The 22,642-nt window shown below is 66.4% G+C and carries 21 protein-coding genes and 1 pseudogene; 5 read left to right on the forward strand and 17 right to left on the reverse strand.

Annotation, left to right across the window (positions count from 1 at the left end; genetic code table 11):
• Positions 1-24 precede the first annotated feature (24 nt).
• The 4 genes from HMPREF3014_RS08655 to folE all read left to right on the forward strand — a co-directional run bounded on the left by HMPREF3014_RS08655 (position 25) and on the right by folE (position 2,351).
• The gene (locus tag HMPREF3014_RS08655; protein WP_003103179.1) at positions 25-621 is read left to right on the forward strand and encodes a cysteine hydrolase family protein; all 597 of its coding nucleotides are present in this window, start codon (positions 25-27) and stop codon (positions 619-621) included.
• 172 nt (positions 622-793) lie between these two features.
• Positions 794-1,114: a hypothetical protein gene (locus HMPREF3014_RS08660; protein WP_003087644.1), complete on the forward strand. Its 321-nt coding sequence runs from the start codon at positions 794-796 to the stop codon at positions 1,112-1,114.
• 56 nt (positions 1,115-1,170) lie between these two features.
• The gene (locus HMPREF3014_RS08665) at positions 1,171-1,728 is read left to right on the forward strand and encodes a Smr/MutS family protein (protein ID WP_003087642.1); all 558 of its coding nucleotides are present in this window, start codon (positions 1,171-1,173) and stop codon (positions 1,726-1,728) included.
• A gap of 77 nt (positions 1,729-1,805) precedes the next feature.
• Positions 1,806-2,351 carry a GTP cyclohydrolase I FolE gene (gene folE / locus HMPREF3014_RS08670; RefSeq protein ID WP_003087639.1) on the forward strand — a complete coding sequence of 182 codons (546 nt, stop codon included), beginning with the start codon at positions 1,806-1,808 and terminating at the stop codon, positions 2,349-2,351.
• Positions 2,352-2,415: 64 nt separating this feature from the next.
• Here the strand turns inward: folE and HMPREF3014_RS08675 are convergent, their stop codons facing one another.
• Positions 2,416-2,877, reverse strand: a complete 462-nt coding sequence (locus tag HMPREF3014_RS08675) for a bacteriohemerythrin (RefSeq protein WP_003087637.1) — start codon at positions 2,875-2,877, stop codon at positions 2,416-2,418.
• Between the two features lie 245 nt (positions 2,878-3,122).
• On the opposite strand from HMPREF3014_RS08675, the gene HMPREF3014_RS08680 reads away from it, so the two are divergent.
• Positions 3,123-3,503 carry a VOC family protein gene (locus HMPREF3014_RS08680; protein ID WP_010794019.1) on the forward strand — a complete coding sequence of 127 codons (381 nt, stop codon included), beginning with the start codon at positions 3,123-3,125 and terminating at the stop codon, positions 3,501-3,503.
• Between the two features lie 27 nt (positions 3,504-3,530).
• Here the strand turns inward: HMPREF3014_RS08680 and HMPREF3014_RS08685 are convergent, their stop codons facing one another.
• The 16 genes and pseudogenes from HMPREF3014_RS08685 to tssB form a co-directional block, all read right to left on the reverse strand.
• The gene (locus HMPREF3014_RS08685) at positions 3,531-4,520 is read right to left on the reverse strand and encodes a serine/threonine-protein kinase (RefSeq protein WP_003097784.1); all 990 of its coding nucleotides are present in this window, start codon (positions 4,518-4,520) and stop codon (positions 3,531-3,533) included.
• Positions 4,517-5,245 carry a PP2C family protein-serine/threonine phosphatase gene (locus HMPREF3014_RS08690; protein WP_003087627.1) on the reverse strand — a complete coding sequence of 243 codons (729 nt, stop codon included), beginning with the start codon at positions 5,243-5,245 and terminating at the stop codon, positions 4,517-4,519. The genes HMPREF3014_RS08685 and HMPREF3014_RS08690 overlap by 4 nt, the downstream gene beginning before the upstream one ends.
• Positions 5,245-8,772, reverse strand: a complete 3,528-nt coding sequence (gene tssM, locus HMPREF3014_RS08695) for a type VI secretion system membrane subunit TssM (RefSeq protein WP_023087590.1) — start codon at positions 8,770-8,772, stop codon at positions 5,245-5,247. Before tssM ends, HMPREF3014_RS08690 begins: the two co-directional genes overlap by 1 nt.
• Before the next feature lie 15 nt (positions 8,773-8,787).
• Positions 8,788-9,657 (reverse strand): type IVB secretion system protein IcmH/DotU, encoded by an 870-nt coding sequence (gene icmH, locus HMPREF3014_RS08700; protein ID WP_003087622.1) that lies wholly within the window; start codon positions 9,655-9,657, stop codon positions 8,788-8,790.
• A gap of 2 nt (positions 9,658-9,659) precedes the next feature.
• Entirely contained in the window at positions 9,660-10,991 is a 1,332-nt protein-coding gene (tssK, locus tag HMPREF3014_RS08705; protein WP_003097790.1) for a type VI secretion system baseplate subunit TssK, read from the reverse strand.
• A complete protein-coding gene (gene tssJ / locus HMPREF3014_RS08710) occupies positions 10,988-11,494 on the reverse strand; it encodes a type VI secretion system lipoprotein TssJ (RefSeq protein ID WP_003122875.1) in 507 nt (168 codons plus the stop codon). The genes tssK and tssJ overlap by 4 nt, the downstream gene beginning before the upstream one ends.
• Positions 11,495-11,499: 5 nt before the next feature.
• On the reverse strand, positions 11,500-12,693 hold the full coding sequence (gene tagH, locus HMPREF3014_RS08715) for a type VI secretion system-associated FHA domain protein TagH (RefSeq protein WP_003160019.1): 1,194 nt from the start codon (positions 12,691-12,693) through the stop codon (positions 11,500-11,502).
• A gap of 17 nt (positions 12,694-12,710) precedes the next feature.
• Positions 12,711-12,851, reverse strand: coding sequence for a hypothetical protein (locus HMPREF3014_RS08720; RefSeq protein ID WP_003117736.1), 141 nt, complete (start codon positions 12,849-12,851; stop codon positions 12,711-12,713).
• Positions 12,852-12,939: 88 nt separating this feature from the next.
• The gene (locus HMPREF3014_RS08725; protein WP_012614303.1) at positions 12,940-14,451 is read right to left on the reverse strand and encodes a sigma-54 interaction domain-containing protein; all 1,512 of its coding nucleotides are present in this window, start codon (positions 14,449-14,451) and stop codon (positions 12,940-12,942) included.
• 10 nt (positions 14,452-14,461) lie between these two features.
• Positions 14,462-17,095 (reverse strand): type VI secretion system ATPase TssH, encoded by a 2,634-nt coding sequence (gene tssH, locus HMPREF3014_RS08730; protein ID WP_017002572.1) that lies wholly within the window; start codon positions 17,093-17,095, stop codon positions 14,462-14,464.
• 6 nt (positions 17,096-17,101) lie between these two features.
• Positions 17,102-18,109, reverse strand: coding sequence for a type VI secretion system baseplate subunit TssG (gene tssG, locus HMPREF3014_RS08735; RefSeq protein WP_017002570.1), 1,008 nt, complete (start codon positions 18,107-18,109; stop codon positions 17,102-17,104).
• Positions 18,073-19,860: a type VI secretion system baseplate subunit TssF gene (gene tssF / locus HMPREF3014_RS08740; protein WP_023087592.1), complete on the reverse strand. Its 1,788-nt coding sequence runs from the start codon at positions 19,858-19,860 to the stop codon at positions 18,073-18,075. The genes tssG and tssF overlap by 37 nt, the downstream gene beginning before the upstream one ends.
• A gap of 159 nt (positions 19,861-20,019) precedes the next feature.
• Positions 20,020-20,187 (reverse strand): annotated as a pseudogene (locus HMPREF3014_RS34325) (PAAR domain-containing protein); the annotation flags it as partial.
• Between the two features lie 10 nt (positions 20,188-20,197).
• Positions 20,198-20,605, reverse strand: coding sequence for a type VI secretion system baseplate subunit TssE (gene tssE, locus HMPREF3014_RS08745; RefSeq protein WP_003120359.1), 408 nt, complete (start codon positions 20,603-20,605; stop codon positions 20,198-20,200).
• 12 nt (positions 20,606-20,617) lie between these two features.
• Positions 20,618-22,093, reverse strand: coding sequence for a type VI secretion system contractile sheath large subunit (gene tssC, locus HMPREF3014_RS08750; protein WP_003087596.1), 1,476 nt, complete (start codon positions 22,091-22,093; stop codon positions 20,618-20,620).
• A 27-nt stretch (positions 22,094-22,120) separates the two neighbouring features.
• A complete protein-coding gene (gene tssB, locus HMPREF3014_RS08755) occupies positions 22,121-22,627 on the reverse strand; it encodes a type VI secretion system contractile sheath small subunit (protein ID WP_003114607.1) in 507 nt (168 codons plus the stop codon).
• Positions 22,628-22,642 lie beyond the last annotated feature (15 nt).

Genomic DNA, 22,642 nt, shown 5'->3' on the forward strand with positions numbered 1-22,642 from the left:
ATGTGCCTTCTCAGGAGTAGTGACATGCCTCATCCGCTCACCCTTTTGCAGATCAGCGGACGCGGCTACCCGCCAGCCCCCCTTCGGCAGAGCACCTTGCTGATCATCGATGCCCAGGAAGAGTACCGCAGCGGCGCCCTGCGCCTGCCAGGCCTCGACGCCGCCGCCGCGGAGATCGGCGTGCTGGTGCAGGCGGCCCGCGCCAGCGGTACGCCCATCGTGCATGTACGCCACCTGGGTATCCAGGGCGGCCTGTTCGATCCGCAAGGGCCGCGCGGCCAGTTCCTCCCGGAACTGCAACCGGAAGCCGGGGAAAAAGTCGTGGAGAAACGCCTGCCCAATGCCTTCTCCGGCACCGAGCTGCACGACCTGCTGCAGAACCACGGCCGTCTCGACCTGATCGTCTGCGGCTTCATGACCCATTCCAGCGTCAGCACCACCGTGCGCGCGGCCAAGGACTACGGCTACCGCTGCACCCTCGCCGATAGCGCCTGCGCCACCCGCGACATACCCACCCTGAACGGCGGGGTCCTGAGCGCCGCGGATCTGCAACGCGCCGAGATCGCCGCCCTCGGCGACAACTTCGCGGCGATCGTCGCCCAGGCCCGGGAACTGCTCTGACCGCCCATCCAGCCGCCCTCCCGTCCCGCCCTGCGGAGGACTAGTCTGCCTGCAGGGCCATGGCTTGCGGCGAGAAGACGAGTGGCGCACGGTTTGCCCACGGCTCCCGGGAATCCGGGAACCCGGCAGGAAGGTTCCGGTCCTAGCCCCGATGACACACGAGGAAGTCGGGATGAAGTTGTCCGATAGTTTCGATGCGCGCCGGCTGCGCCCGCGCCGGCCGAGAGTCTGGCGCTGGCGCCTGGCGGCGGCGTTCGCGGCCCTGGTGGCGAGCCTGGGCGTGCTGCTGTCGCTGGCCGGCACCTCGGCCTTGATCGGCCGCCAGCCGGCTGTCGGCATGCTGCATATCGAACCCGCCGCTGGCGGCGTCTTGCTGGCCCTTGGCCTGCTGTCGCTCTGCCTCGGCGTGTTCTTCTGGCGTTTCAGCCGCCGCCGCAGCCGCCGCAACAGCGACCTGAGCCTGTCGCCGAACCTGATGAAAAAGCGCGACTGAGCGGGCTGCCGGCGTCCGGCCGATCCGGTAAACTGCGCCGCTTCGCGGAGGCTCCCATGCAAGACGACGACTTTTCCCTGTTCAAGAGCGAGATGCGCGGCGTCAAGCGCATCTCGGTCGATCGAGCCGATACCGGCAAACCTCGCAACGACCGCCAGCAACTCAAGCAACGCCAGCTCAATGCCAGCGTGCGCAACGACGAAATCCGCGTCGATGGCCTGTCCGACCAGTTCGTCATCGACGTCGGCCCCGAGGACGAGCTGTCCTGGGCCCGCGACGGCGTCCAGGAAAGCCAGTTGCGCAAGCTCAAGCAGGGCCTGGTGCCCTTCGACGGTAGCCTCGACCTGCACGGCATGAGCGTGGAGAAGGCCCGGCAGACGCTATGGGACTTCCTTGCCGAGGCCACCCGCCTGGAAATCCGCTGCGTGCGCGTGACCCATGGCAAGGCCGCGCGCAAGGACGGACGCAGCCCGCTGGTGAAAAGCCACGTCAATACCTGGTTGCGCCAGCACCCGCAGGTGCTCGGTTTCACCTCCTGCCTGCCACGCCACGGCGGCACCGGCTCGGTCTACGTGATGCTGCGCAGGACCATGCTCGAAGGCCGCGACGAGTAGCCGGCAAGCGCCGAGTCTTGCCAGCGGCCCGGCGACGTCCTACCCTCCGCGCTGGTAATCGTCTGACTGGAACGCCCATGTCCCTGGAACAACACTACTCCTCGATCCTCACCCAGCTCGGCGAGGACGTTAACCGCGAAGGTCTGCTGGACACGCCCAAGCGTGCCGCCAAGGCCATGAAGTACCTGTGCCGCGGCTACCAACAGAGCCTGGAAGAAGTCGTCAACGGTGCCCTGTTCAGCTCCGACAACAGCGAAATGGTATTGGTCAAGGACATCGAGCTGTACTCGCTCTGCGAGCACCACCTGCTGCCCTTCATCGGCAAGGCCCACGTGGCCTATATCCCGAACGGCAAGGTGCTCGGCCTGTCGAAGGTCGCGCGGATCGTCGACATGTACGCCCGCCGCCTGCAGATCCAGGAGAACATGAGCCGGCAGATCGCCGAGGCGGTCCAGCAGGTCACCGGCGCCCTCGGCGTCGCGGTGGTGATCCAGGCCCAGCACATGTGCATGATGATGCGCGGCGTGGAAAAGCAGAACTCGTCCATGGTCACTTCGGTGATGCTCGGCGAATTCCGCGACAACGCCGCCACCCGCAGCGAATTCCTCAGCCTGATCCGCTGAGGCCAGGTCCGCTGGCGAAAGAACCGGCCCCACTGGGCCGGTTTTGCGTTTCCTTCCCCGGCGATCAGCCGAAGAAGCGCTTCATCGAGCGCGACAACCAACCGCCCTCGCTCTTGTCCTTGACCAGTTCGGACATGCTGTGGCGTACCGCATCCACATATCCGGCGTCGTCGTTGCGGATGTGGTTGAACAGCCAGCGCGAGAGCAAGCCCTTGAGTTCATCGCCGACATCCTCGCCGGCCTGGAAGCGCACCCGGTATTCGGAGACCCGGCGGATGAACAGCTCGTGGATCTTCTTGTGCGCCCGGGAAAACTGGTAGCCGGCATCCTCCATCAGGGTTTCCTCGAAGGCGAAGTGCGACAGCGTGTAGTCCACCAGCTCCTCGATCACCTCGGCGATCGCCGCGTGTTCCTTGCCTTGCTGGGCGTCGTGCAGGTGATTGATCATCTCGACGATGCGTTTGTGTTGATTGTCGATGACCTGAATACCGGTATTCAGGTCATCCTGCCAGACCAGATGCGCCATGATGACTTCCCCCAAGCGAACAGCGAACGGCCTTTCCGAACGGCCTGGGGCCAGGGTATTTTTGTGACGCAGTACGGGTATTGACGCCGGTCAAGCGGGACAAGATGTTAATGAATTTCGCATGAATTCATTCGCCCCCCTCGCGGCGGCATGCCCGCTCGATCCGCTCGGTTTCGCGCGGCTGAACATCCGCCATCGTCGCCGGAAAGCGGCGTCACCAGTGGTCCCGACAGGACAGGAAGGAAATGAACCTGATCGCGCACGTGGAAATACCGGTGTCCGACCTGGGGAGGGCGATGCGTTTCTACGCCTCGGTGTTCGGAGTGGCGTTCGGCGAGGTAGCCACCCTGCACGGAAGCAGAATGGCGCATTTCCCCTTCGAGGAAGGCCGTGACGGTGCCAGCGGCGCACTCGCCGAGGGCGACGTCTACGTGCCTACGCTACATGGGGCGATCATCTACCTGAATGTCGCGGACCTGGATGCCGTCATTGCCCGGGCCCTCGGCGAAGGCAGCGAAATCCTCTTCCCGAAGACGCCGCTTGGCGACGGCGTGTTCATCGCCGAGATCAGGGACAGCGAAGGCAATCGTATCGCCCTGCGGAGCGCTTGCGGAGAGCGGCCGTAGAGGTCCTGCAAACCGAGCGCCGCCGGCTCAACGGGCAAGAACGCCGGCCAGCCAGGAACGCCGCGCGCCCAGCGCTTCCTGCAATTCGCGGACGCCGATGCAGCGCCGTTCGGGGTCGAGGCTCAGGGCGGTACGCAGCGCCGGCCAGCAGCGCCGAGGCAGGTGTCCGGGCGCGCGCAGCTGGCGCTCCAGCCCCTGCTCCCGGGCCTGGTTCGAGGGCAGGCGGCGGAACGGATGGCGACCGTCGGCCAGTTCGTAGAGGACGCAGGCCAGCGCATACAGGTCGGCCGCCGGCGACAATGGCGCGCCCTCGAGCAGTTCGGGAGCGGCGTAGCCCGGAGTCCAGGCGTCGATGCGGCCCCGGCTGAGCTGCGGCAGGCCATCCAGGATGCCTGCCTGCGCCTGGCCGAGGCCGAAGTCGAAGAGCCGCACGCCCTCTTCGCCGAGCATCACGTTGCTCGGCTTCAGGTCGCCATGCAGTACTCCTTGTTCGTGGACGTAGGCCAGAACATCCAGCAACGGCCGGGCGATCGCGCTCAGCTCGGACCAGGGCAGGCCTTCGGGACGCTCGCAGAGCAGGCGGTCGAGCGGCAGGCCAGGCATGAGTTCCATGACGATGTAGGCGCGCTGGCATGCGGTGTCGACGTCGAAGGTGAACAGACGCACGACGTTCGGATGGCGCAAGCGCCGGGTCAGGGCGAACTCGCTATAGAGCAAGGCGCTGGCGTCGGGTGACTCGGCGACCGACTCGTTGAGCAGCTTCAGCGCTACCAGCGGCGCCGGGTCGCCGAACTGCTCATGGAGCAGGTCCCGGGCACGGTAGACCGTCCCCATGCCGCCGGCGCCGAGCATCCGCTCCAGACGGTAGCGCCCGGAAAGAACGTCCGGCAGCGGACCGGGCAACACCGCCGGCAGGTCCGGCGCCGAGGCGGTCGGGGCGGCGAAGGCGAAATAGGTCAGGTTCGCGCCGCCCTCCTCCTCCGGCAGCAGCTCCAGCGACGACAGCGGTTCGTTCATTGGCGGATCACCACTGCCGTCAGGTTGTCCCGTGCGGCGCCGCTCAGGGCACCGTCGAACAGCCGCTCCACCGCCACCTGCGGCGATGCCAGGCTCAACGCGCGACCCAGCGCATCGGCGCTCAGCTCTTCGTAGAGCCCGTCGCTGCAGAGCAGGAAGACATCCCCGGGATGCACCTCCAGTTCCAACACGTCCAGCACCAGTTGTTCGCTGGCGCCGACGGCACGGGTCAGCGCGCGCGCCGAGGGATAGGCGCGGGCCTGCTCGATATCCATCCGCCGTTCGTCGACCAGTCGCTGCAACAGCGAGTGGTCGCGGGACAGCTGGTACAGCCGCTGGCCGCGCCACAGGTAGCAGCGACTGTCGCCGACCCACACGCAGGCCGCCCGCGAACCCTCCACGACCAGCGCCACCACCGTACTGCCGATGATCCTGTCGCCGCGTTCGGCGCTGAGGGTGAGTTCCTCGCCCAGGCGCCGGTTGAGCCAGTGCAGGCACTGGCGCATCGCGTTCAGGCGCTCGTCGAATCCCGCCCGGGCCGGCAGTTCCGCCAGGCTGGTGACGATCATCCGGCTGGCCAGGTCGCCGGCCTGGTGCCCGCCCATGCCATCGGCGACCGCCCAGAGCCCGCGATCCGGGCAGTCCAGGAAGGCATCCTCGTTGCGCGCGCGGACCTTGCCGCGATCCGTGCGCGCCGCGCTGCGCCAGGGCTCGGTGCGTTGCATCAGAGCTGCACCGGCATGCGGAAGCTGCGCAGGACCGCGAGATCGAACGGATTCGGCGTGCGCTGGGCGAGCAGCAGGTAGTTGGCGCGCAGGCCGCCCAGGTCGGCCTTGAGCACCATCACGTCACGCCCGCTGAGGTACTCGGTCTGCATCAGGTCGAACAGCCTGAACAGCGACCAGGGCCCGGTATTGCGTTCGATTCCCACCGGTCGTCCGGCCATCTTCTCCAGCACCAGGCTGGTGCGGCCGCCGTCGGCGTCGCTGGGCCACTTGAACGACATCGGCACGATCGGGCCGTGGCGGTACTCCATGGACTGACCGTCGAAACGGAACTCGGCGCGGCTGACGCCAGGATCGAGGGTATAGGGCTCCAGGCGGAAGCGCACCTGTGGCTCGGCCGGGTTCTCGGCGAAGAAGCTCTGGCGGATCACCTGGGCCGTGCCCATCTGGTCGAGATAGACCTTGGACATCGGCAGGCTGTAACCGTCCACGCTGCGCAGGCGGTAACTGCCCGGGTCGCCGCTGACGAAGGGCCGCATGTAGGTTTCGAAGAAGCGTTCGGCGACGCCCTGCGCCTTGAAGAACTCGCGGAAATCGCTGACCGCGACATCGCTGGCGCTGTGCGCGTTGAACGGGTAGCGCTTGTTGATCGCCTTGCTGTAGAAACCGTACAGCTCGCTCTGGTAGCGCTGGTTGAGGTACAGGTAGGCATCGCCGAGGACCAGCCGCCAGGCGTCTTCGGCCAGCACGCTGAACCATCCGCCGAGCGGTCGCGGCAGTCGCGCGGAGGCGTTGCGCAGGTTGCTCAGGGCATCGCGCTGGCCGCCCATGCGGCTCTTCGCCATGTCGAAAGCCGCCTGCTCCGGCTGGCTGGCGCGCGCCAGTCCGGCGAGTTGCAACTGCAACTCGTTGAGCGCCTGCAACAGCGGGGTGAGGTCGGCCGCCGGGCCGTTGTTATCGTCGAGCAGGCGATGCAGGGGCTCGAAGCGGCGTTGCAGGGACTTCTTCGCGGTATCCGGCAGGTTCTTCGCCAACGCGTCCCTGGCCTTGCCGGCCGCCGCGGCGGCCGCCTTGCCCAGCTTGCCGCCCTTTTCCGCGGCCTTGTCGCTGGCCTCTGCCAGCGCCTCGGCGCTCTCCGCCAGGACCGGGAAACGGGTGTTCTCACGGACCTCCAGCAACAACTGGAGGATCGGCGAGTTGGCGGCGAGCAGCCCGGAAACCTGGTCGGCGCCCTCGCCGGCATCGTTGAACGGCAGCAGGCCCAGGCGTCCGACCGCCTCGCTCCAGAAGTTCGCGTAGTCGCGGAAATACAACTGCTCGAGTTCGACCATCAGGCGCCGCAGGTCCATGTCGCTGATCCCGCTGCCCTCGCCCAGGACCCAGTTGTCGCGAAGGATGTCGTTGATCAGGCTGGCGCCCTGGACCACGAAGTACTGCTGGTAGCCCTGCTGGGTGTAGAAGCCCGGGATCACGTAGTCGGTGCCGACGAACAGACCGGCCTGCGGCCCCAGGTGCTGGCCGAAGCGATACTCGGGCAGGCTTCGCGCCTGTTCGCGCAGCACCCGGTAGACCACGTTGGCCAGGGACTCGCTGCGCAGCACCTGGCGTGCCTGGGCCACCAGGGTCTCGTTCAGCGGATAGCTGAACGGTTGCTCGAGCAGACGGGCGAAATGCGTGTTCAGGCCATTCTGCACGGTGCCGTTGCCGGCATAGCGCTGCGACCAGTCGGTAGCCACCCAGTCCTTGAGCCATCCGCTCTCGCGGCGCTCGCGCAGATTCAGCATCAGGTAGGCCCGCAGGCTGTTGAGCAGGCGTTCGCGATTCTGCATGTTGCCGCGGATCTGCGCTTCGAGCATCCGTGCCACGCGCGGCAGCAGTTGCGTCTCCAGCTCGCGGCGATAGGCCGCGGCCAGCGGCGGGTTGACCTCGTTGCCCTGGTACAGCCCGGCGCGCTCGTGCAGCGAGACTTCCCCTTTGGGCGGAAACACGGTGGTCGCCGCATAGCTGCTATCCAGCGTCTTCAGCGCCGCCATGGCGTCTTCGCGCTCGCCAAGCGCCTGGCGCTGCTGGGCCCATTGCTGCGCCAGCTCGCGGACCCGCTCCAGGCGCTCGTGGTTGGCCGAGAAACCGCCAGCCCAGAGCAGGCCGAATAGCAGAAGGAGCGCCAGCGAACCGACGTACAGGGCTCGCTGGCCCCAGTGGATGCGCGTGCGTTCGCGGCGATCGAGACCTGCCAGGTTGGCCTCGGGGAAGATCACCTGGCTCAGCAGGTGATGGATGAAGCGCGAGCGCCCGTTGCGCAGGGTCGGCAGCAGGCCGCTGGCGATCCCCAGGTTGGCGCCGATGCCGGCGGTGTCCTCGTCCAGCTGCTGGGCCAGGTGCGGCGCGCTGGTCAGGTAGAAGCCGCGCAGGCGGCTGGCGCGCTGGTAGCGGTTGCCGGTGAAGGCGAGTTCGACGAACAGGCACAACCGCTCGCCGATCTGGCCAAGCTGGTGCGGGAAGTCGAGGATGCGACCGCGACGCAGGGTATCGCGCTCCTGGTGGATGCGCATGATCACCTGGCTGTTCAGGCGTCGCAGAAGGTCCTCGAACGCCTGGCGCAGGACCGTCACATCTGTGCCGTTCTGCTCCTTGCCGAAGCTGGTGCCCAGAACCTGGTCGCTCTCCTCGCGGCTCAACTGGTCGAAGAACTCGTCGAAGCCGAGCAACTGGTCGGCCTTGCTCAGCACCAGGTAGACCGGCAGATCGAGGTGCAGGGTCTGCTGGATTTCCTGCAGGCGCGCGCGCACCTGGCGAGCCAGCGTATCCAGCGCCATCTCGTCGTCGCTGAGCAACGTTTCCACCGGAATCGACACCATCACGCCATTCAGCGGCCGTGCGCGGCGGCGCTTGCGCAACAGGCCGAGCAGGGTCGCCCAGGCGCCCCCGTCGACCTCGCCGTCGGCTTGGGTCAGGTAGCGCCCGGCGGTGTCGATCAGGACGCCGTGGTCGGCGAAGTACCAGTCGCAGTAGCGCGTGCCGGCGGTGTCGCGGGTCAGCTTGCGGTCGATCCGGTTGATCGGGAATTCCAGTCCGGAAAAGTCCAGCAGGCTGGTCTTGCCGCTTCCCTGCGGGCCGATCAGCAGGTACCAGGGCAGCTCGTTGCGCCAGCGCTCGCTGCGGCCGCGGTACAGGCTGGAGGTCTTCAGGGTGCGCAAGGCGTCCTTGAAGCGGCTGCGCAATTCCTTCTGTTCGTCTTCGATCAGACCGTCGCGGCGCAGGCGCTCCTGGCCCTCGTCGCTGTCCTCGACGGCCTTGCGCCGCACTCCCGCGCGCCAGCTGACGAAGACCATCGCCAGCCCCCAGACCAGGAACATCAGGCTGATGCTCAGCAACCGCGAGGTCGGGCTTTCCCAGAACTTGTAGTCGGCGACCGCCAGCAGCGGCCCGACGAACCACACCAGCAATGCCGCCAGGAGTGCCAGCAACAGCGTCCAGACCCACGTCTTGCGCAGGAAGGCGCCGACTTTCTTGAAGAAGTTTTTCATTTCGCGTCCCTGTGTTTACGAACCGGGCTGTCCTGCCGCCGCATCGAGCGACTGGTAAGGCTGCAGCACCGTGTCGCGTTGTTCGCCGAGAACCCAGGCGAATCCCGAATACATCACCACTAGGCAGACCAGGGTGAACAGCGCCACCATCCACCAGGGCACGATCCGCACCAGGCCGCGACGCTGGTCGCTGAGCCCCTGCCAGTGCGGCGACAGTTCGCGCGGCACGTCGCCGCGCAACTGGCGGATCTGCCGGTAGAGCGCATCGGAAATACCGTCCAGGTCGAGCACGCCGCGAGCCATCACCCGGTACTTGCCCTCGAAGCCGAGGGCCAGGCAGAGGTACATCAGCTCCAGCATCGGCAGGTGCTTGACCGGGTTCTTCGACAGCCGGTCGAGCAACTGGAAGAACTTCTCGCCGCCGAAGGTCTCGTTATGGAAGCTGCTCAGCAGGCTGATCTTCGACCATTCGCTTTCGTTGCCCCACGGGGTGGTCACCACCGCCTCGTCGACCACCGTGCACAGCACGTAGCGCGCCGCCATGACCTGGCTGTTTTCCACGCCATCCTGCACGGCGCGGAATTCGAAGAGCTTCATGGCGGAGGTCAACCGCTCCTTGAGCGCCGCAAGGTTCTCCAGCACGGTGCTGTGCTTGAGCCGGACCACTTCCGAAAGCAGTTCGGAAGCCGCCGCCACCAGCGGGTTCAGGCTGACGTTGAAGGCCTCGCCCGGACGCAGGCGCGCCGCGTAGATCATCCGCTCCTCGAGCTGCTCGAAGCGCGGCGGTTCGGCGAAATCGGTCAGCGGCCCCTGGGCCGGTACCTGTCCCTGGTGATCGAGGAGGACGGTCTTCTCGTCCTCGTGGTATTCCCTTTCCTTGATCATGTTCAGTTCCTGATGGCCCAGAATTTCAGTTCAAGCTCGGAGAACTCGCCGGATACATGGAACGCGAAACCGCCGGAGCGCTCCAGCTGGGCCATGTCCTCGGCGTTGGGTTCGAGAATGAAATAGGTCTTGTTGGAGTGGAACGGGATCTGCCGCGGCGCCACCGGCAGCGGCTTGACCCGGATCCCCGGCAGGTGCAGGTTGACCAGTTGGCGAATGTGCTCGACCGCACCCACCTTGAGATGCGCGGGCAGCCGCTGGCGCAGTTCCTCCGACTCGCAATTGGCACTGGCGGCGAGCACGAACGAGGCGCTGCCGAGCAGCTTGTGGTCGTGCAGGGGCGAGACCAGGATGCCGTACTGGCGGGCCTGGAGAGGCAGTTCGATGGCATGCTGCTCGAGCACCATCGACAGGACCTGGCGGATCGCCTCCATCAACCTGCGGAAGCTGGCGCCCTGGTCGCTGTGCTGGTAACGGCTGTCCAGGCGCGGACGCTTGCTCTCGCTGCCGAAGGTGGCGAGGTCGCCGAGCATGGTCAGCAGCACCCGGTACAACTGCTCCGGATGCACCTGCTCCAATCCCAGGTAGTGGCGCAGCAGCAACTCGGTGCGATTGATCAGTTGCAGCATCATGAAATCGCCGACCTCCGCGCCGCCGACCTTGCCATTGGACCGGATACGCTCGGCGATGGTGTCGCCGCGATGGCCGAGCATGCTGATCACTTCCTTCAGGCAGGACAGCAGGTAGGCGGATGCGTGGGCGTGGAGGTAGCTCGGCACGAAGTCGGGATCGAGGCTGATCACCCCGTCCGGCGTGGTATCCAGCACCACCGCCACCTTCAGTTTGACGTAGGCCTGGTCGCTCTGCTGCTCGCCGAGCAGCAGGCGAAAATCCGGCCGCGCGCAGCTGACCTGCACCATGGAATCCTCGCCGGCGTTGGAGTCCGCCACCTCCAGGTCGTAGGCGGTATAGCGCGCCAGGACCTCGGCCTGCTCCGGCCGACGCGCCTCGATGTGGTTTCCGGTGACCAGCGGCAGGGCCAGGTAGATCGGCACGTTCGAGGTATTGGGCGGCACGTCGAGGGCGAGCGGCTCGGTATTGCCGCCGAGTTCGAACAGGCTGCCGTCGGGCAATACGCCGGAGGCCTGGCTGATCACCAGCTTGCCCATGTTGAGGAACTGGCGGTCCAGCTCCAGGGCGAGGAAGCCCCAGTTGTAGCTGCCCAGCAACTGGGTCCGGGCCTTCATCTGGTTGTCGTAGTAGCGGTCGTTGTGTTGCAGGTGCTGCGGGCGCAGCAGCATGCCTTCCTGCCAGACGATCTTGTGCACGTTCATCGCGCGTCACCCGCCTTGCCGAGCAGTTCGCCGGCATTCAGGATGCCCTTCTGGCCCAGCTTCAGCTCTACCCGGGTCAGCTCTTTCGCCGTGACCGGCACCACGTAGCGCCAGCTTGCCTCGCCGAGATCACGGTAGGCGGCGAGCACGCCCACGTAGCGGCTCCCCTCCCCCACGCTGAGCTTGAGTTCGACCCGCTCGCCGGGACGCAGCTCCAGCTCCTCGCTGGTCACCAGGTCGGGGTCCAGGGTCTCCTTGGGACGTTCGTAGAGGCTGAAGAAGTCGGCGTTCTCGAACGCCACCGGGTGTTTCAGCTCGAACAGCCGCACTACCACCGGCGACGGCCGGCCATTGAGGTCGGGATTGACCCGCTCGCCGGCGCTCAGGGCGAGGTCGAGCTTGGTCAGTCTGGAATACGGCGACAGCGTGGAACAGCCGGCCAGCAGCGCCAGGACGGCGAGCATGGCCAGCGCCCTGGCTGGCGGGATCGGGCGACGAGACATGGCGATCATCCTTGGTGCTCGGTGTAGAGGGTGGAAATCAGGCGAACCTGCTCTTCGTAGGCCTGGGCGAAATCACGCGCCAACAGACGCTCGCTCCAATCGTCGTCCTGGCATAGCGACTGGTGGTAGCGACCGTAGGCACGCCAGCGGCTGCCCGAGGTGGCCAGCAACGGCCGGCGACCGTCGCGCTCGAAACGCAGGGCCAGCTGCTGCGGCGAGAAATGCTCGAGGGTCGCGCGCACCGCCGCCCGGCTGGCGCCGAGCAGCGCCACCTGGTGCGCCTGGAGGTCGCGGAAACTGCGTGCGACGGCCTGTTCGCCACTCAACTGGCCAGGCTTGCCATCCCGTAGCAGATGCCCCAGCGCCTCGCTGGCATCGGCGCTGAAGCGCAAGGGATTCTTGCCGGTATCGCGCAACGTGCTCAGCGACAGGCGCAGTTCGTTCTTCAGTTCGCTGCGGGTCCGCAGGCTCTGCTGCAAGCCGCCGATGCACTGCCGCAGCAAACCGGCGGCGTCGATCGCCAGCGCTTCGCGCGCAGCGCCGTCGAGGCCTTCGAGGTCCATTCCCAGGGCCTGGCCGAAACGCTGCCAGAAGGCTTCGTCGCGACCCGGACGCGGACTTTCCACGGGTTCCTGCGGAGCCGCCGGGGCGGGCACCAGCTCCGGTACGACCAGGCTTTCCATGTCGATCCGCGCGTAGTCCGCACGCGCCCCGGCCTCCTGGCTGGGCTGGGCGATCGCGCTCAGGTCGTCGAGTTCGTAGGCATCTGCACCGTCCTGGTCGAGCGCCTGCAACGGATCGAGGGCCAGGAAGGCATCGTCCGGAATGATGCTGCCCGCCGGCTGCGGCCGCCCGACGTCCATGGCGAGCTCGTCGGGCTCGCGCAGCAACCGCGCGCGGATCTCGAAGTCGCCGAGCAGGAAGACGCTGTCCTGCTCGATGCGCTGCGGCTCGCCATGCGGCAGGCGGCTGCCGTTGCCGGCGCGGATGCCGTTGCTGCTGGTGTCGGTCAGGTAGAACGCGCCGTTGCGATAGCTGACCCGCGCATGCTGCTTGGACAGGTGCCGCTTGCGATCGGGAATCGCCCAATCGCACTCACCGCCGCGGCCGATGAGGCCGCCGTTCCTGCCGAAGGTCTTGCTGCATAGCTCCGTCGGTACGAATTGCTTGGCGCTGAGCATTTCCAATACCAGTTCCATGAGATCGCTCCTTGCGGTCACTTGCCGCGATTGACCGCCTGCGGATCGCCAAGCGGGCGATAGTCGCCGTCGTTGAATTTGTAGTTGCCGCTGCAACCGGAGAGGCCGCAGAGGACGGCCAAGGCCAGAAGCACGGCGGGCCAGTGACGAACAGGCATCAGGGAGTCTCCATGGAAGGGCCGCGGACGCCGCGCTCCAGGCGCGCGCCCGGCTGGGCTGGTTGGAAGGAAATCTCGATCATGGGCTTCAGGTCCGGGGATCGCCGAAATGAATGTTCAGGCGTCCCATGCGATAGATCAGGGTTCGTCGCGGCAGACCCAGTTCGCGCGCGGCGAGGGTCTGGTTGCCAGCGTTCCTGCGCAGGCAGGCGAGCAGCAGGTCCCGTTCGATCTGCTCCAGATGCTCGCGCAGCTTGAGCGGCGCCTCCGCTTCCGGGGGCGCGCGCAGGGAAAAGTGTTCGGCCAGCAGCATCTCGCCTTCGCAGAGCAGTACCGCGCATTCCACCAGTCCCTTCAGCTCCCGAACGTTGCCGGGAAAGCCATAGCCGTCGAGCAGTTCCAGCGCTTCCGCGGACCAGCCCAGCGGCGCGCGGCGCAGGAACACGCAGGCGCGCTCGGCGAAATGCCGGGCCAGTTCGAGGGCGTCGCCCTCGCGCTGGCGCAACGGCGGCAACTCGATGGGAAACTGCGCCAGCCGGTAGTAGAGGTCTTCGCGGAACTTGCCATCGCGTACCAGCAGGGCGAGGTCACGGTGGGTAGCGGCGATGATGCGTACATCGACCTTGTGCGTGTCGTTGCCGCCGAGCGGGCGAATCTCGCCTTCCTGCAACACGCGCAACAGCTTGGCCTGGAGCGAGAGGGGCATGTCGCCGATTTCGTCGAGCAGCAGGGTTCCGCCATCCGCGGCATCGAACAACCCGGGACGATCGCGCTCGGCACCGGTAAAGGCGCCCTTGCGGTAGCCGAACAGCTCGCTTTCCAGCAGGTTTTCCGGAAACGCCGCGCAGTTCTGCACCACGAACGCCTGTGCACGCCGCGGGCCGTACTCGTGGATCGCCCGTGCGACCACCTCCTTGCCGGTGCCGGTCTCGCCCTGCAGCAACACGGTATAGGGGTTGTGCAGGACCTTGCTGATCAGGCGGCAGGTCTCACGCATCGCCGCGCTCCTGCCGATCAGCCCGTAGCCGCTGACCACCGGTGCGCTGGACGGTCCCTGCGGCTCGCCGGAGGGTTGCGAGAGGCGTTGCAGCAGATGCAGCTGGGCCAGCACGAACGAGCCCAGCTGGCCCAGTGGATGGGCGAATCCCTGCAGGTCCAGTGGGCGCCGGGTAGCGCAGACCACCATGCCCTCGACCGTTTTCTCCGGGCTCACCAGCGGAACGCAGAGCAGGGACAGCCAGGGCTGCTCCCCTGCCGGCAGGAAGCCGGTCTCGTGCAGCCGCGACGGCAGGTCGACGAGACTGACCACGCGGTTCTGGCACAGGGCGAACTGCAGCAACTGCTCGCCGGTGTAGTCCGCCGGCAGGCTCGACGGCTCCAGCGCCTGCAACAGGCCGTCCCGGCATTCGGCGTTGAGGGTGAGCGCGGTATGGGTCTGGTCGAGCAGATACAACTGGCTCAGCTCGCAGCCGCTGAGTTCGCCGACTGCGCGTGCGAAACCGCCCAGCAGGGCCGCGGCGTCGGTTTCCCGCGACAGCGCGCCGAACTGAGCGAGCAGGGCTTCGGCGAAGGCCAGGGGTTGCGGTACGCGGCTGAACATCGCACCCACCTCAGGCGAACTCGCAGAGCACGCGGCCGTGCTCGCCCAGCGTCGCATGGACCCGCTCGAGACGCTCGTCGCGCGCCATCGCTTCCAGCAAACGGTCGGCCACCAGCGGCAGCAGGTGCGTGTCCAGCAGGTGGTCGATCAACCGTGCGCCGCTGTCGCTCTGGGTGCAACGCTCGGCCAGGTGGCCCACCAGCGCCTGGCTGTAGTCGAAAGCCAGTTGACGGCGCGCCAGGCGCTCGCCGAGGCGTTGCAGCTTGATCTCGATCAGCTCGCGCAGTACCGGGCCGCCCACCGGGTAGTAAGGCACCACGCGCATGCGCGCCAGCAGCGCCGGCTTGAAATGCCGGCTGAGCGCCGGCCGGATGGTTTCCTCCAGGAGTTCGGCGGAAGGCCGCGCGCCGTCCTGGCAAAGCGCGGCGATGTGCTCGCTGGCGAGGTTGGAGGTCATCAGGATCAAGGTATTGCGGAAATCGATCTCGCGCCCTTCGCCATCGTTGGCCACGCCCTTGTCGAAGATCTGGTAGAACAGGTTGAGCACGTCCGGATCGGCCTTCTCCACCTCGTCCAGCAATATCACCGAATAGGGCTTCTGGCGTACCGCCTCGGTGAGCATGCCACCCTCGCCATAGCCGACATAGCCGGGCGGCGCGCCGATCAGGCGCGAGACGGTGTGCTTCTCCTGGAACTCGGACATGTTGATGGTGGTGATGAAACGCTCGCCGCCATACAGCAGGTCGGCCAGCGCCAGCGCGGTCTCGGTCTTGCCCACCCCGCTCGGGCCCACCAGCAGGAACACGCCGACCGGCGCATCGGGCTTGTTCAGCCCGGCCGCGGTGGCGCGCATCGCGCGGTCCAGGGCGCTGACCGCCTGTTCCTGGCCACGGATCCGCGCCCGCAGGTCGTCGGCGAACCCCATCACCTTGGCGTTGTGTTCCCGCGCCAGTTGTTCCACCGGTACGCCGGTCCAGGCGCCGATCACCTCGGCAACCAGGCGCGGGCAGACCTCGAAGCTGACCAGCCGCCCCTGGGCCTGGGCATCGACGAGCGCCTGGCGGGTTTCGTGAAGGGCCTTTTCCAGGGCTTCGACACCGCCATGCTCGTCGGCCGGGAAAGTCTCCGCGTCCGCCTCGCCGCCCTGCTCTTCCCGGTTCGCCTCGCGGGCCCTGGCCAATTGCTGGCGCAGGGCGAGCAGGCGCTCGGCGAGTTCGCGCTGGCGGCTCCACTGGTCCTCCTGTACGTGCCGCTCGCTTTCCGCCTGGGCCAGGCGCTCCTCCAGCGCCTGCAGGGTATCGTGGTCGATCGGCAGGCCTGCCTCGGCATCGCGGCGCAGGGCCTGGCGCTGGCGCTCGCCTTCGGCCAGCTCGCCGCGCAGGCGCTCGAGGCTCTCCGGCGCCGCCGCCAGGCTGATGCGCACCCGCGCACAGGCGGTGTCGAGGACGTCGACGGCCTTGTCCGGCAACTGGCGACCCGCCAGGTAGCGGGCGGACAGTTCGGCGGCGGCCACCACCGCGTCGTCGCGCAGGTAGATACCGTGGCTTTCCTCGTAAACCCGGGCCAGGCCACGCAGGATCGTCACCGCCTCGGCAACGCTCGGCTCATGCAACTGCACGGGCTGGAAGCGCCGGGCCAGCGCCGGGTCCTTCTCGAAATACTTCTTGTATTCGGCCCAGGTCGTCGCCGCGATGGTGCGCAACTCGCCACGTGCCAGGGCCGGCTTTAGCAGGTTGGCGGCATCCGAGCCGCCGGCCTGACCGCCCGCGCCGATAAGCGTATGGGCCTCGTCGATGAACAGGATGGTCGGCCTGAGCGCTGCCTTCACTTCGTCGATGACGCCTTTCAGGCGCCGCTCGAACTCGCCCTTCACGCTGGCACCGGCCTGCAACAGGCCCATGTCGAGGGACAACAGCTCGACGTCCCTCAGCGCCGGCGGCACTTCCCCTGCGGCGATCCGCGAGGCCAGGCCTTCGACGATGGCGGTCTTGCCGACGCCGGCCTCGCCGACCACGATGGGGTTGTTTTTCCGCCGACGGGCCAGGATGTCGACCATCTGGCGAATAGCCCCGTCGCGACAGAGCACCGGATCGAGCTTGCCGTCGCGCGCCTGCTGGGTAAGGTTGTGGGTGAAACGCTGCAACAGGGACTCGCCGCCGCCCGGCTTGCCGCTGGGCGCGCCCTCCAGCGGCTGCGAGAGCGCGAAATCCTTCAACCGCTCGATGTCGAGCCGCGCCAGCAGCGGCTGGTAGCGGCTGCCGGCATAGCGCAACGGGTTGCGTAGCAGGGCCAGGATCAATGCCGCCTGGTCGATCTGGCTACGGCCCAGTTCGAGGTTGGCCAGCAACAGCGCATCCTGCAGCCACTGCACCAGCTCGGGCGCGAACACCGGATTGCGCGAGGCACTATGCTCGCCCCGCGCTTGCAACGCGGCGTTGAGTTCGCCGGCGTCCACCGCGGCATCCTGCAGGGCGCGCGCCAGCAGTCCCTGGGGACGCTCCAGCAGGCCCAGCAACAGGTCCTCCACCAGTACCTTGCTGCCGCCACGGGCTACGCAGCGCTCGGCCGAGCCTTCGAGGTCGCGCCGGGTGTCGGCATCCAGCGCCTGAATCAGTTGTTGCAGGTCTACGTTGATCATGCTCATCCATCCTTAATGAATCTTGCTGCCCAGCGTCACCACGCCATCCGCACGCTCCCGGCCCAGCCAACTGGTCCAGCCAAGGCGGCAGGCGTTCTGCGCGCCGATGCGGAACTCACGGATTTCCTCGTGGCGCAAGACCAGCCGGATGTCGTAGTCGAGCGGGTCGCGCAGGGTGAAGCGAACCAGCGCGCAAAGCGGCTGGTAGCCGGGACCGATCGGCAGGAACTCGTGGAAGCGCTGCCAGTCGAGCTGGCGGATATGAATGCGGAACTTGCCGCTGCGGTCGCGGACCCGTTCGCCCAGCACCGCGTCTTCGCCAAGCTGGCTGTTGAACAGGCCGAGCCGGTTGCGCTGCTCTTCGAGGATCGCGACGCGCCGTTCGATACACTGCTCGGCGACCAGTTCGGCATGCTTGAAGTAGTAGCGCAGCACCGACTCGATCAAGGCCGCCGAGTGCGCCCGCAGGCTGAGCAGGCCCAGGTAGGGCAGCAGGCGTTTCCAGTTCAGTTCCCTGGCCTTGCGGATCTCTTCCCCGCCCAATCCGACGAGGGCGAACAACTGAGCGGAGAACGCATCGCTCGCGCCGCTCTGGAAGCTCACCCGGTAGCGGTACTTGCGCCAGATCGGCAACAGCAGCCGATGCAGGCGGTGATGGAAGAGATCGAGGAAGTTCCGCGTAGGATTGCCCTCCTCGCTGTCGCCCAGAGCCTGCTCGCTGTAGAACGCCGGCAACGGCGAACTGGCACCGAACAAGCCGATCAGGTTGAAACGCAGCCGCGCCCGCAGCATGCCGCGCTCTTCGAAGAACTCCACCCGATCGACATCGCTGCCCGGGAAACCGAGGCTAGGATTGGCCTGGAATTCCAACTGATCGTAGAGCGCCTCGTCTCCCAGGCCGGGATATTCCTGACGCAGGCGATCCATGACCAGCAGGACCGCCTGGAACAGCGAGTACTCGCGAATGCCCCGGGCCAGCGCGCTTACAGCAGGGGCTGCAAACCCATGCGCGGTTTCCATTGGTACACGTCTCCCTGTGTGCTCCTCACCCGCAACTCGTGGTAGGAGTTGATGCTGGCGTAAAGCGCGAAAAATTCGTTCAGAACCGAAGCGAACACGAACAGGTCGCCCTCGCCGATGTAGCCTTCCGGATCGATCGTCAGCTCGGTACGCAAGCCGCGCAGCGGCAGGCCCCGATGCAGGCGGTCGACATGCTCGTGGCGGACCGACTTGAGCCCGCCCAGCAGGCGCTTGCTGACCTTCGCCGCATGCTGGTCGTAGTAGCGCGGCAGGTCGTAGGTTTCGAGGATCACCTTGAGCGCGTCGACGTTGGCCAGCGACAGGTAGTTGAGCGACATGTTGCTGATCAGTTTCCAGAGGAAATCGCGGTTCAGCGGCGGCGCGTAGCTCGGCGTCGGCGGGGTGATATTGCGGAAACCGAGGAACTCCGGCGTGCCTTCGCAGGCGACGCAGATATCGCCCAGGCGCAGCCGTTGGGGCAGGTTCTGGTTGGTGCAGGTCAGTTCCACCGACAGCGTCTCGATCTGCTCGGGATGGCGGATGCCGAAGCTCAGGTAGGTGTCCAGGCCATCGTGCAGCAACGAGGTCCGTTGCCGGACGCTGTAGTGGGGCCGTGCTTCCGGGACGTCGAAGCTGGGATCGTGCTCGAAGGACTCGAACGGTACGTAGGCCTGGTAGCCGAGCCCGCCCGGCCGCCAGCCGGTGACGCCCTCTACCGAGAACACCCCGCAGTCCTCCAGGCTGTATTCGGCCGGCATCAGCAGGTATTCGTCCTGCTTGCCGTCTAGGCGGATCGGCAGCGCATCGTGGCGGAACAGGTTGGCCACCGGCGTACAGTACAGCTTGACGTTCTCCAGCGTCGGGTGCAGGCGCTGGATGCCGCTCTTGCGGATATCGAAGCGCAACTCGAGGCCGCGGACCTGCTTGAGGGTTTCCTCGGGCAGAGCGCCGAGCAGGTCAAGGCCATCCACGTCGACGAACAGGAACTTGTCCTGGAACGCGAAGTATTCCTGCAGGTAGCGATAGCCACGGAAGGTATTCAGCGGATAGGGAATCAACGCCTCGTCTTCGGCGAACCCCACCGGCTGCACCCGCTCGCCCGTCAGGCGGAACGACATCGGCTTGCCGGCCACGCCATCCAGCGGCCGCCCATGGGCGTCCAGCGGAATCAGCTGGATGCTCTCCAGGTTGCGCAGCAGGCACAGGTAGAGCATCTGGCTGATGTAGCGCTCGCCGGCCAGGTGCAGGCGCAGCCGACTCAGGCCCAGCTCGCCGAGATGCCCGTCGCAGCTCATCGCCAGGCGCAGGCCGAGCAGCGCACCCTCGCCGGTCACCGAATAGTTGAGCGCCTCCAGCACCAGCGGCAGGACTTCGGTGGCGTAGCAGGTACGGAAGCGACAGGCGACCTCGCCCACCGGCCGGCTCTCGACCGGCGTATCGCGCTCCACGCGCAGCGCCCCGCCCGGGCGGGTCAGGGGGTCGAACTGGAGAATGCTGAAAGCCGGCAGCGGGCGCATATAGTTCGGCCACAGCAGGTGCATCATCGAGTGGCTGAGTTCCGGCAACTCGTCGTCCAGCTTCTGCCGCAACCGCCCGGTCAGGAAGGCAAAGCCCTCGAGCAGGCGCTCGACATCCGGATCGCGTCCGACCTGCCCGAGAAACGGGGCCAGGGCCGGGCTACGCTCGGCGAAACGGCGCCCCAGCTGGCGCAGTGCGGTGAGTTCGCTCTGGTAGTAATGATTGAAGGACACGGCTTACCTGCTGGATATCGTTTCACTGATGGCAGTCGTCTGACCGCTGCCGCCAAAACCGCAATGACATTTCTGGCCTGAAGATCGGAAACCCACGGTGTCCGTTGTCTTTCCGTAATCGACCCGATTCGCGCCCATCTCAGAAGACCTCATGGACGAACCAGGCATCGAAGCGGTACAGCGCCAGGCCGAGGCGTCACCCTGGCGGGCCGCCGCGAGGCCGTCGAAGAACACGTCGGCGGAACCGACGCCGATGGGATTGCTGCCGTGCCCGGGGAGCGGACAAGCGGTGGGATCGGAAACGCGGGCTGCGGGTTTGCCGGACATCGAAACCTCCTTAGCTGACCTTCACCTGGCCGCTGCCATCCAGGCATGCGGAAAAACTCACCTGGCGCTTGAAACCTCCCACCTCCAGCAAGCCTTCGATGCTGAAGGCCAGGCGGAGCTGGTCGTTGTCGCGTGGCAGGGAAACGACACGCACGTCGCTCAAGCGCGGTTCGTAAGCCTCGATGAAACCTTCGATGGCCGAGCGGGCCTGGCTCAGGGAGTCGTGCAGGCTCAGGCGCATGTCGTTGAGATCGGGCAACCCGTAGTCGGACAGCGTCTGCACGCTGCCCGCCCGGGTGCTGAGCATCTTGCCCAGATGGGCAGCCACCGACGCCATGGCGGAAACCTCGCGGCTCCAGCCGACGCGCTTATCCGCGTCGCCGTTCAGGCGCTCGAACAGGCTGCCGTATCCGGTCATGGAAAGCTCCGCTTACTCTTTGTCCAGCTTGCCGACCAGCGACAGGGTGAAGTCCGCCCCCATGTACTTGAAGTGCGGGCGCACGTTCAGGCTGACGCGGTACCAGCCCGGCTCGCCCTCGACGTCACTGACGATGATCTGTGCAGCGCGCAGCGGGCGACGGCCGCGCACTTCGGCGCTGGGGTTTTCCTGGTCGGCGACGTACTGGCGGATCCACTTGTTCAGCTCCAGCTCGAGGTCGGTACGCTCCTTCCACGACCCCAGCTGTTCGCGTTGCAGGACCTTCAGGTAATGGGCCAGGCGGTTGACGATCATCATGTACGGCAACTGGGTGCCGAGCTTGTAGTTCAGCTCCGCGGCCTTGCCTTCGGCGCTGATGCCGAAGAACTTCGGCTTCTGCACCGAGCTGGCGGAGAAGAACGCGGCGTTGTCGCTGCCCTTGCGCATGGTCAGGGAAATGAAGCCTTCCTCGGCCAGTTCGTACTCGCGGCGATCGGACACCAGCACCTCGGTGGGGATCTTGGTCTCGATCTCGCCCATGCTCTCGAAGTGGTGCAACGGCAGGTCCTCTACCGCACCGCCGCTCTGCGGCCCGATGATGTTCGGGCACCAGCGATACTTGGCGAAGCTGTCGGTCAGCTTGGTGCCGAAGGCATAGGCGGTGTTGCCCCACAGGTAATGCTCGTGGCTGTTGGCCACGGTCTCCTTGTAGGCGAACGACTTGACCGGATTCTCTTCCGGATCGTAGGGCGTGCGCAGCAGGAAGCGCGGTACGGTCAGCGCCACGTAGCGGGAATCCTCGGACTGGCGGAAGCTCTGCCACTTGGCGAACTGCGGGCCTTCGAAATGATCCTTCAGGTCCTTCAGGTCCGGCAGGCCGGTGAAGCTTTCCAGGCCGAAGAACTTCGGACCGGCGGCCGCCACGAATGGCGCATGGGCCATGCAGGCCACGCTGGAGACGTATTGCATCAGCTTGACGTCGGGCGAACTGGGCGACATGTAGTAGTTGGCGATGATGGCGCCGACCGGCTGGCCACCGAACTGGCCGTATTCGGCGGTGTAGATGTGCTTGTACAGGCCGGACTGCATCACCTCGGGCGAGTCCTCGAAATCGTCCAGCAGGTCCTGCTTGGAAACGCTGAGAATCTCGATCTTGATGTTCTCGCGGAAGTTGGTGCGGTCGACCAGCAGTTGCAGGCCGCGCCAGGCCGACTCCAGCGCCTGGAAATCGGGATGATGGAGAATCTCGTCCATCTGCGTGCTGAGCTTGGCGTCGATCTCGGCGATCATCCGGTCGACCATCGCCTTCTTCACCGGCTCGCCGTCGTTCTGCGGCTTGAGCAATTCCTCGATGAAGGCGGAGACGCCGCGCTTGGCGATGTCGTAGGCCTCGTCGTCCGGGCTCAGGCGGGTCTCGGCGATGATGCTGTCGAGAATGTTGTATTCGCCGTTCTGGTTCCGGCCTTGCTGTGCGGCACTGGTGCTCATGTATCTGCTTCCTTGGCTAGGGGTGGCTCAGGCGTCCTGGGAGGGGGCGGCGCTCAGCCCCAGCTCGCCCAGCACACGGCTACGGGACTCGTCGTCGGCGAGTACGCTTTCGATGGCCTTGCGGAACGCCGGGGCGTTGCCCAGCGGGCCCTTGAGGGCCACCAGCGCATCGCGCAACTCCATCAGCTTCTTCAGCTCGGGCACCTGCTCGACGATGCTGGCCGGGTTGAAGTCCTTCATCGAGTTGATCTGCAGCCCCACCGCCAGCTCGTCGCTGCCGCCCTCCTCCTGGAGACGATTGGGTACGCTCAGCGTCAGCCCCAGCTCCTGCTTGGCCAGGACCTCGTCGAAGGTCATCTTGTCGATGCCGATCGGCTTGCGGTCCTCCACCTTGCGCTCATCCGCGCGCTGGGTGTAATCGCCGATCGCCAGTAGCTTCAACGGCAGTTCGATTTCTTCCTGGGCACCGCCAGTGGCGGGCTTGAAGGTGACGTTGATGCGTTCCTTTGGGGCTACCGAGCCTTCTTTGGCCATGGCTTTTTCTCCTTG

The sequence above is a fragment of the Pseudomonas sp. HMSC065H01 genome (genome assembly GCF_001815235.1).
Lineage (GTDB): Bacteria > Pseudomonadota > Gammaproteobacteria > Pseudomonadales > Pseudomonadaceae > Pseudomonas > Pseudomonas aeruginosa.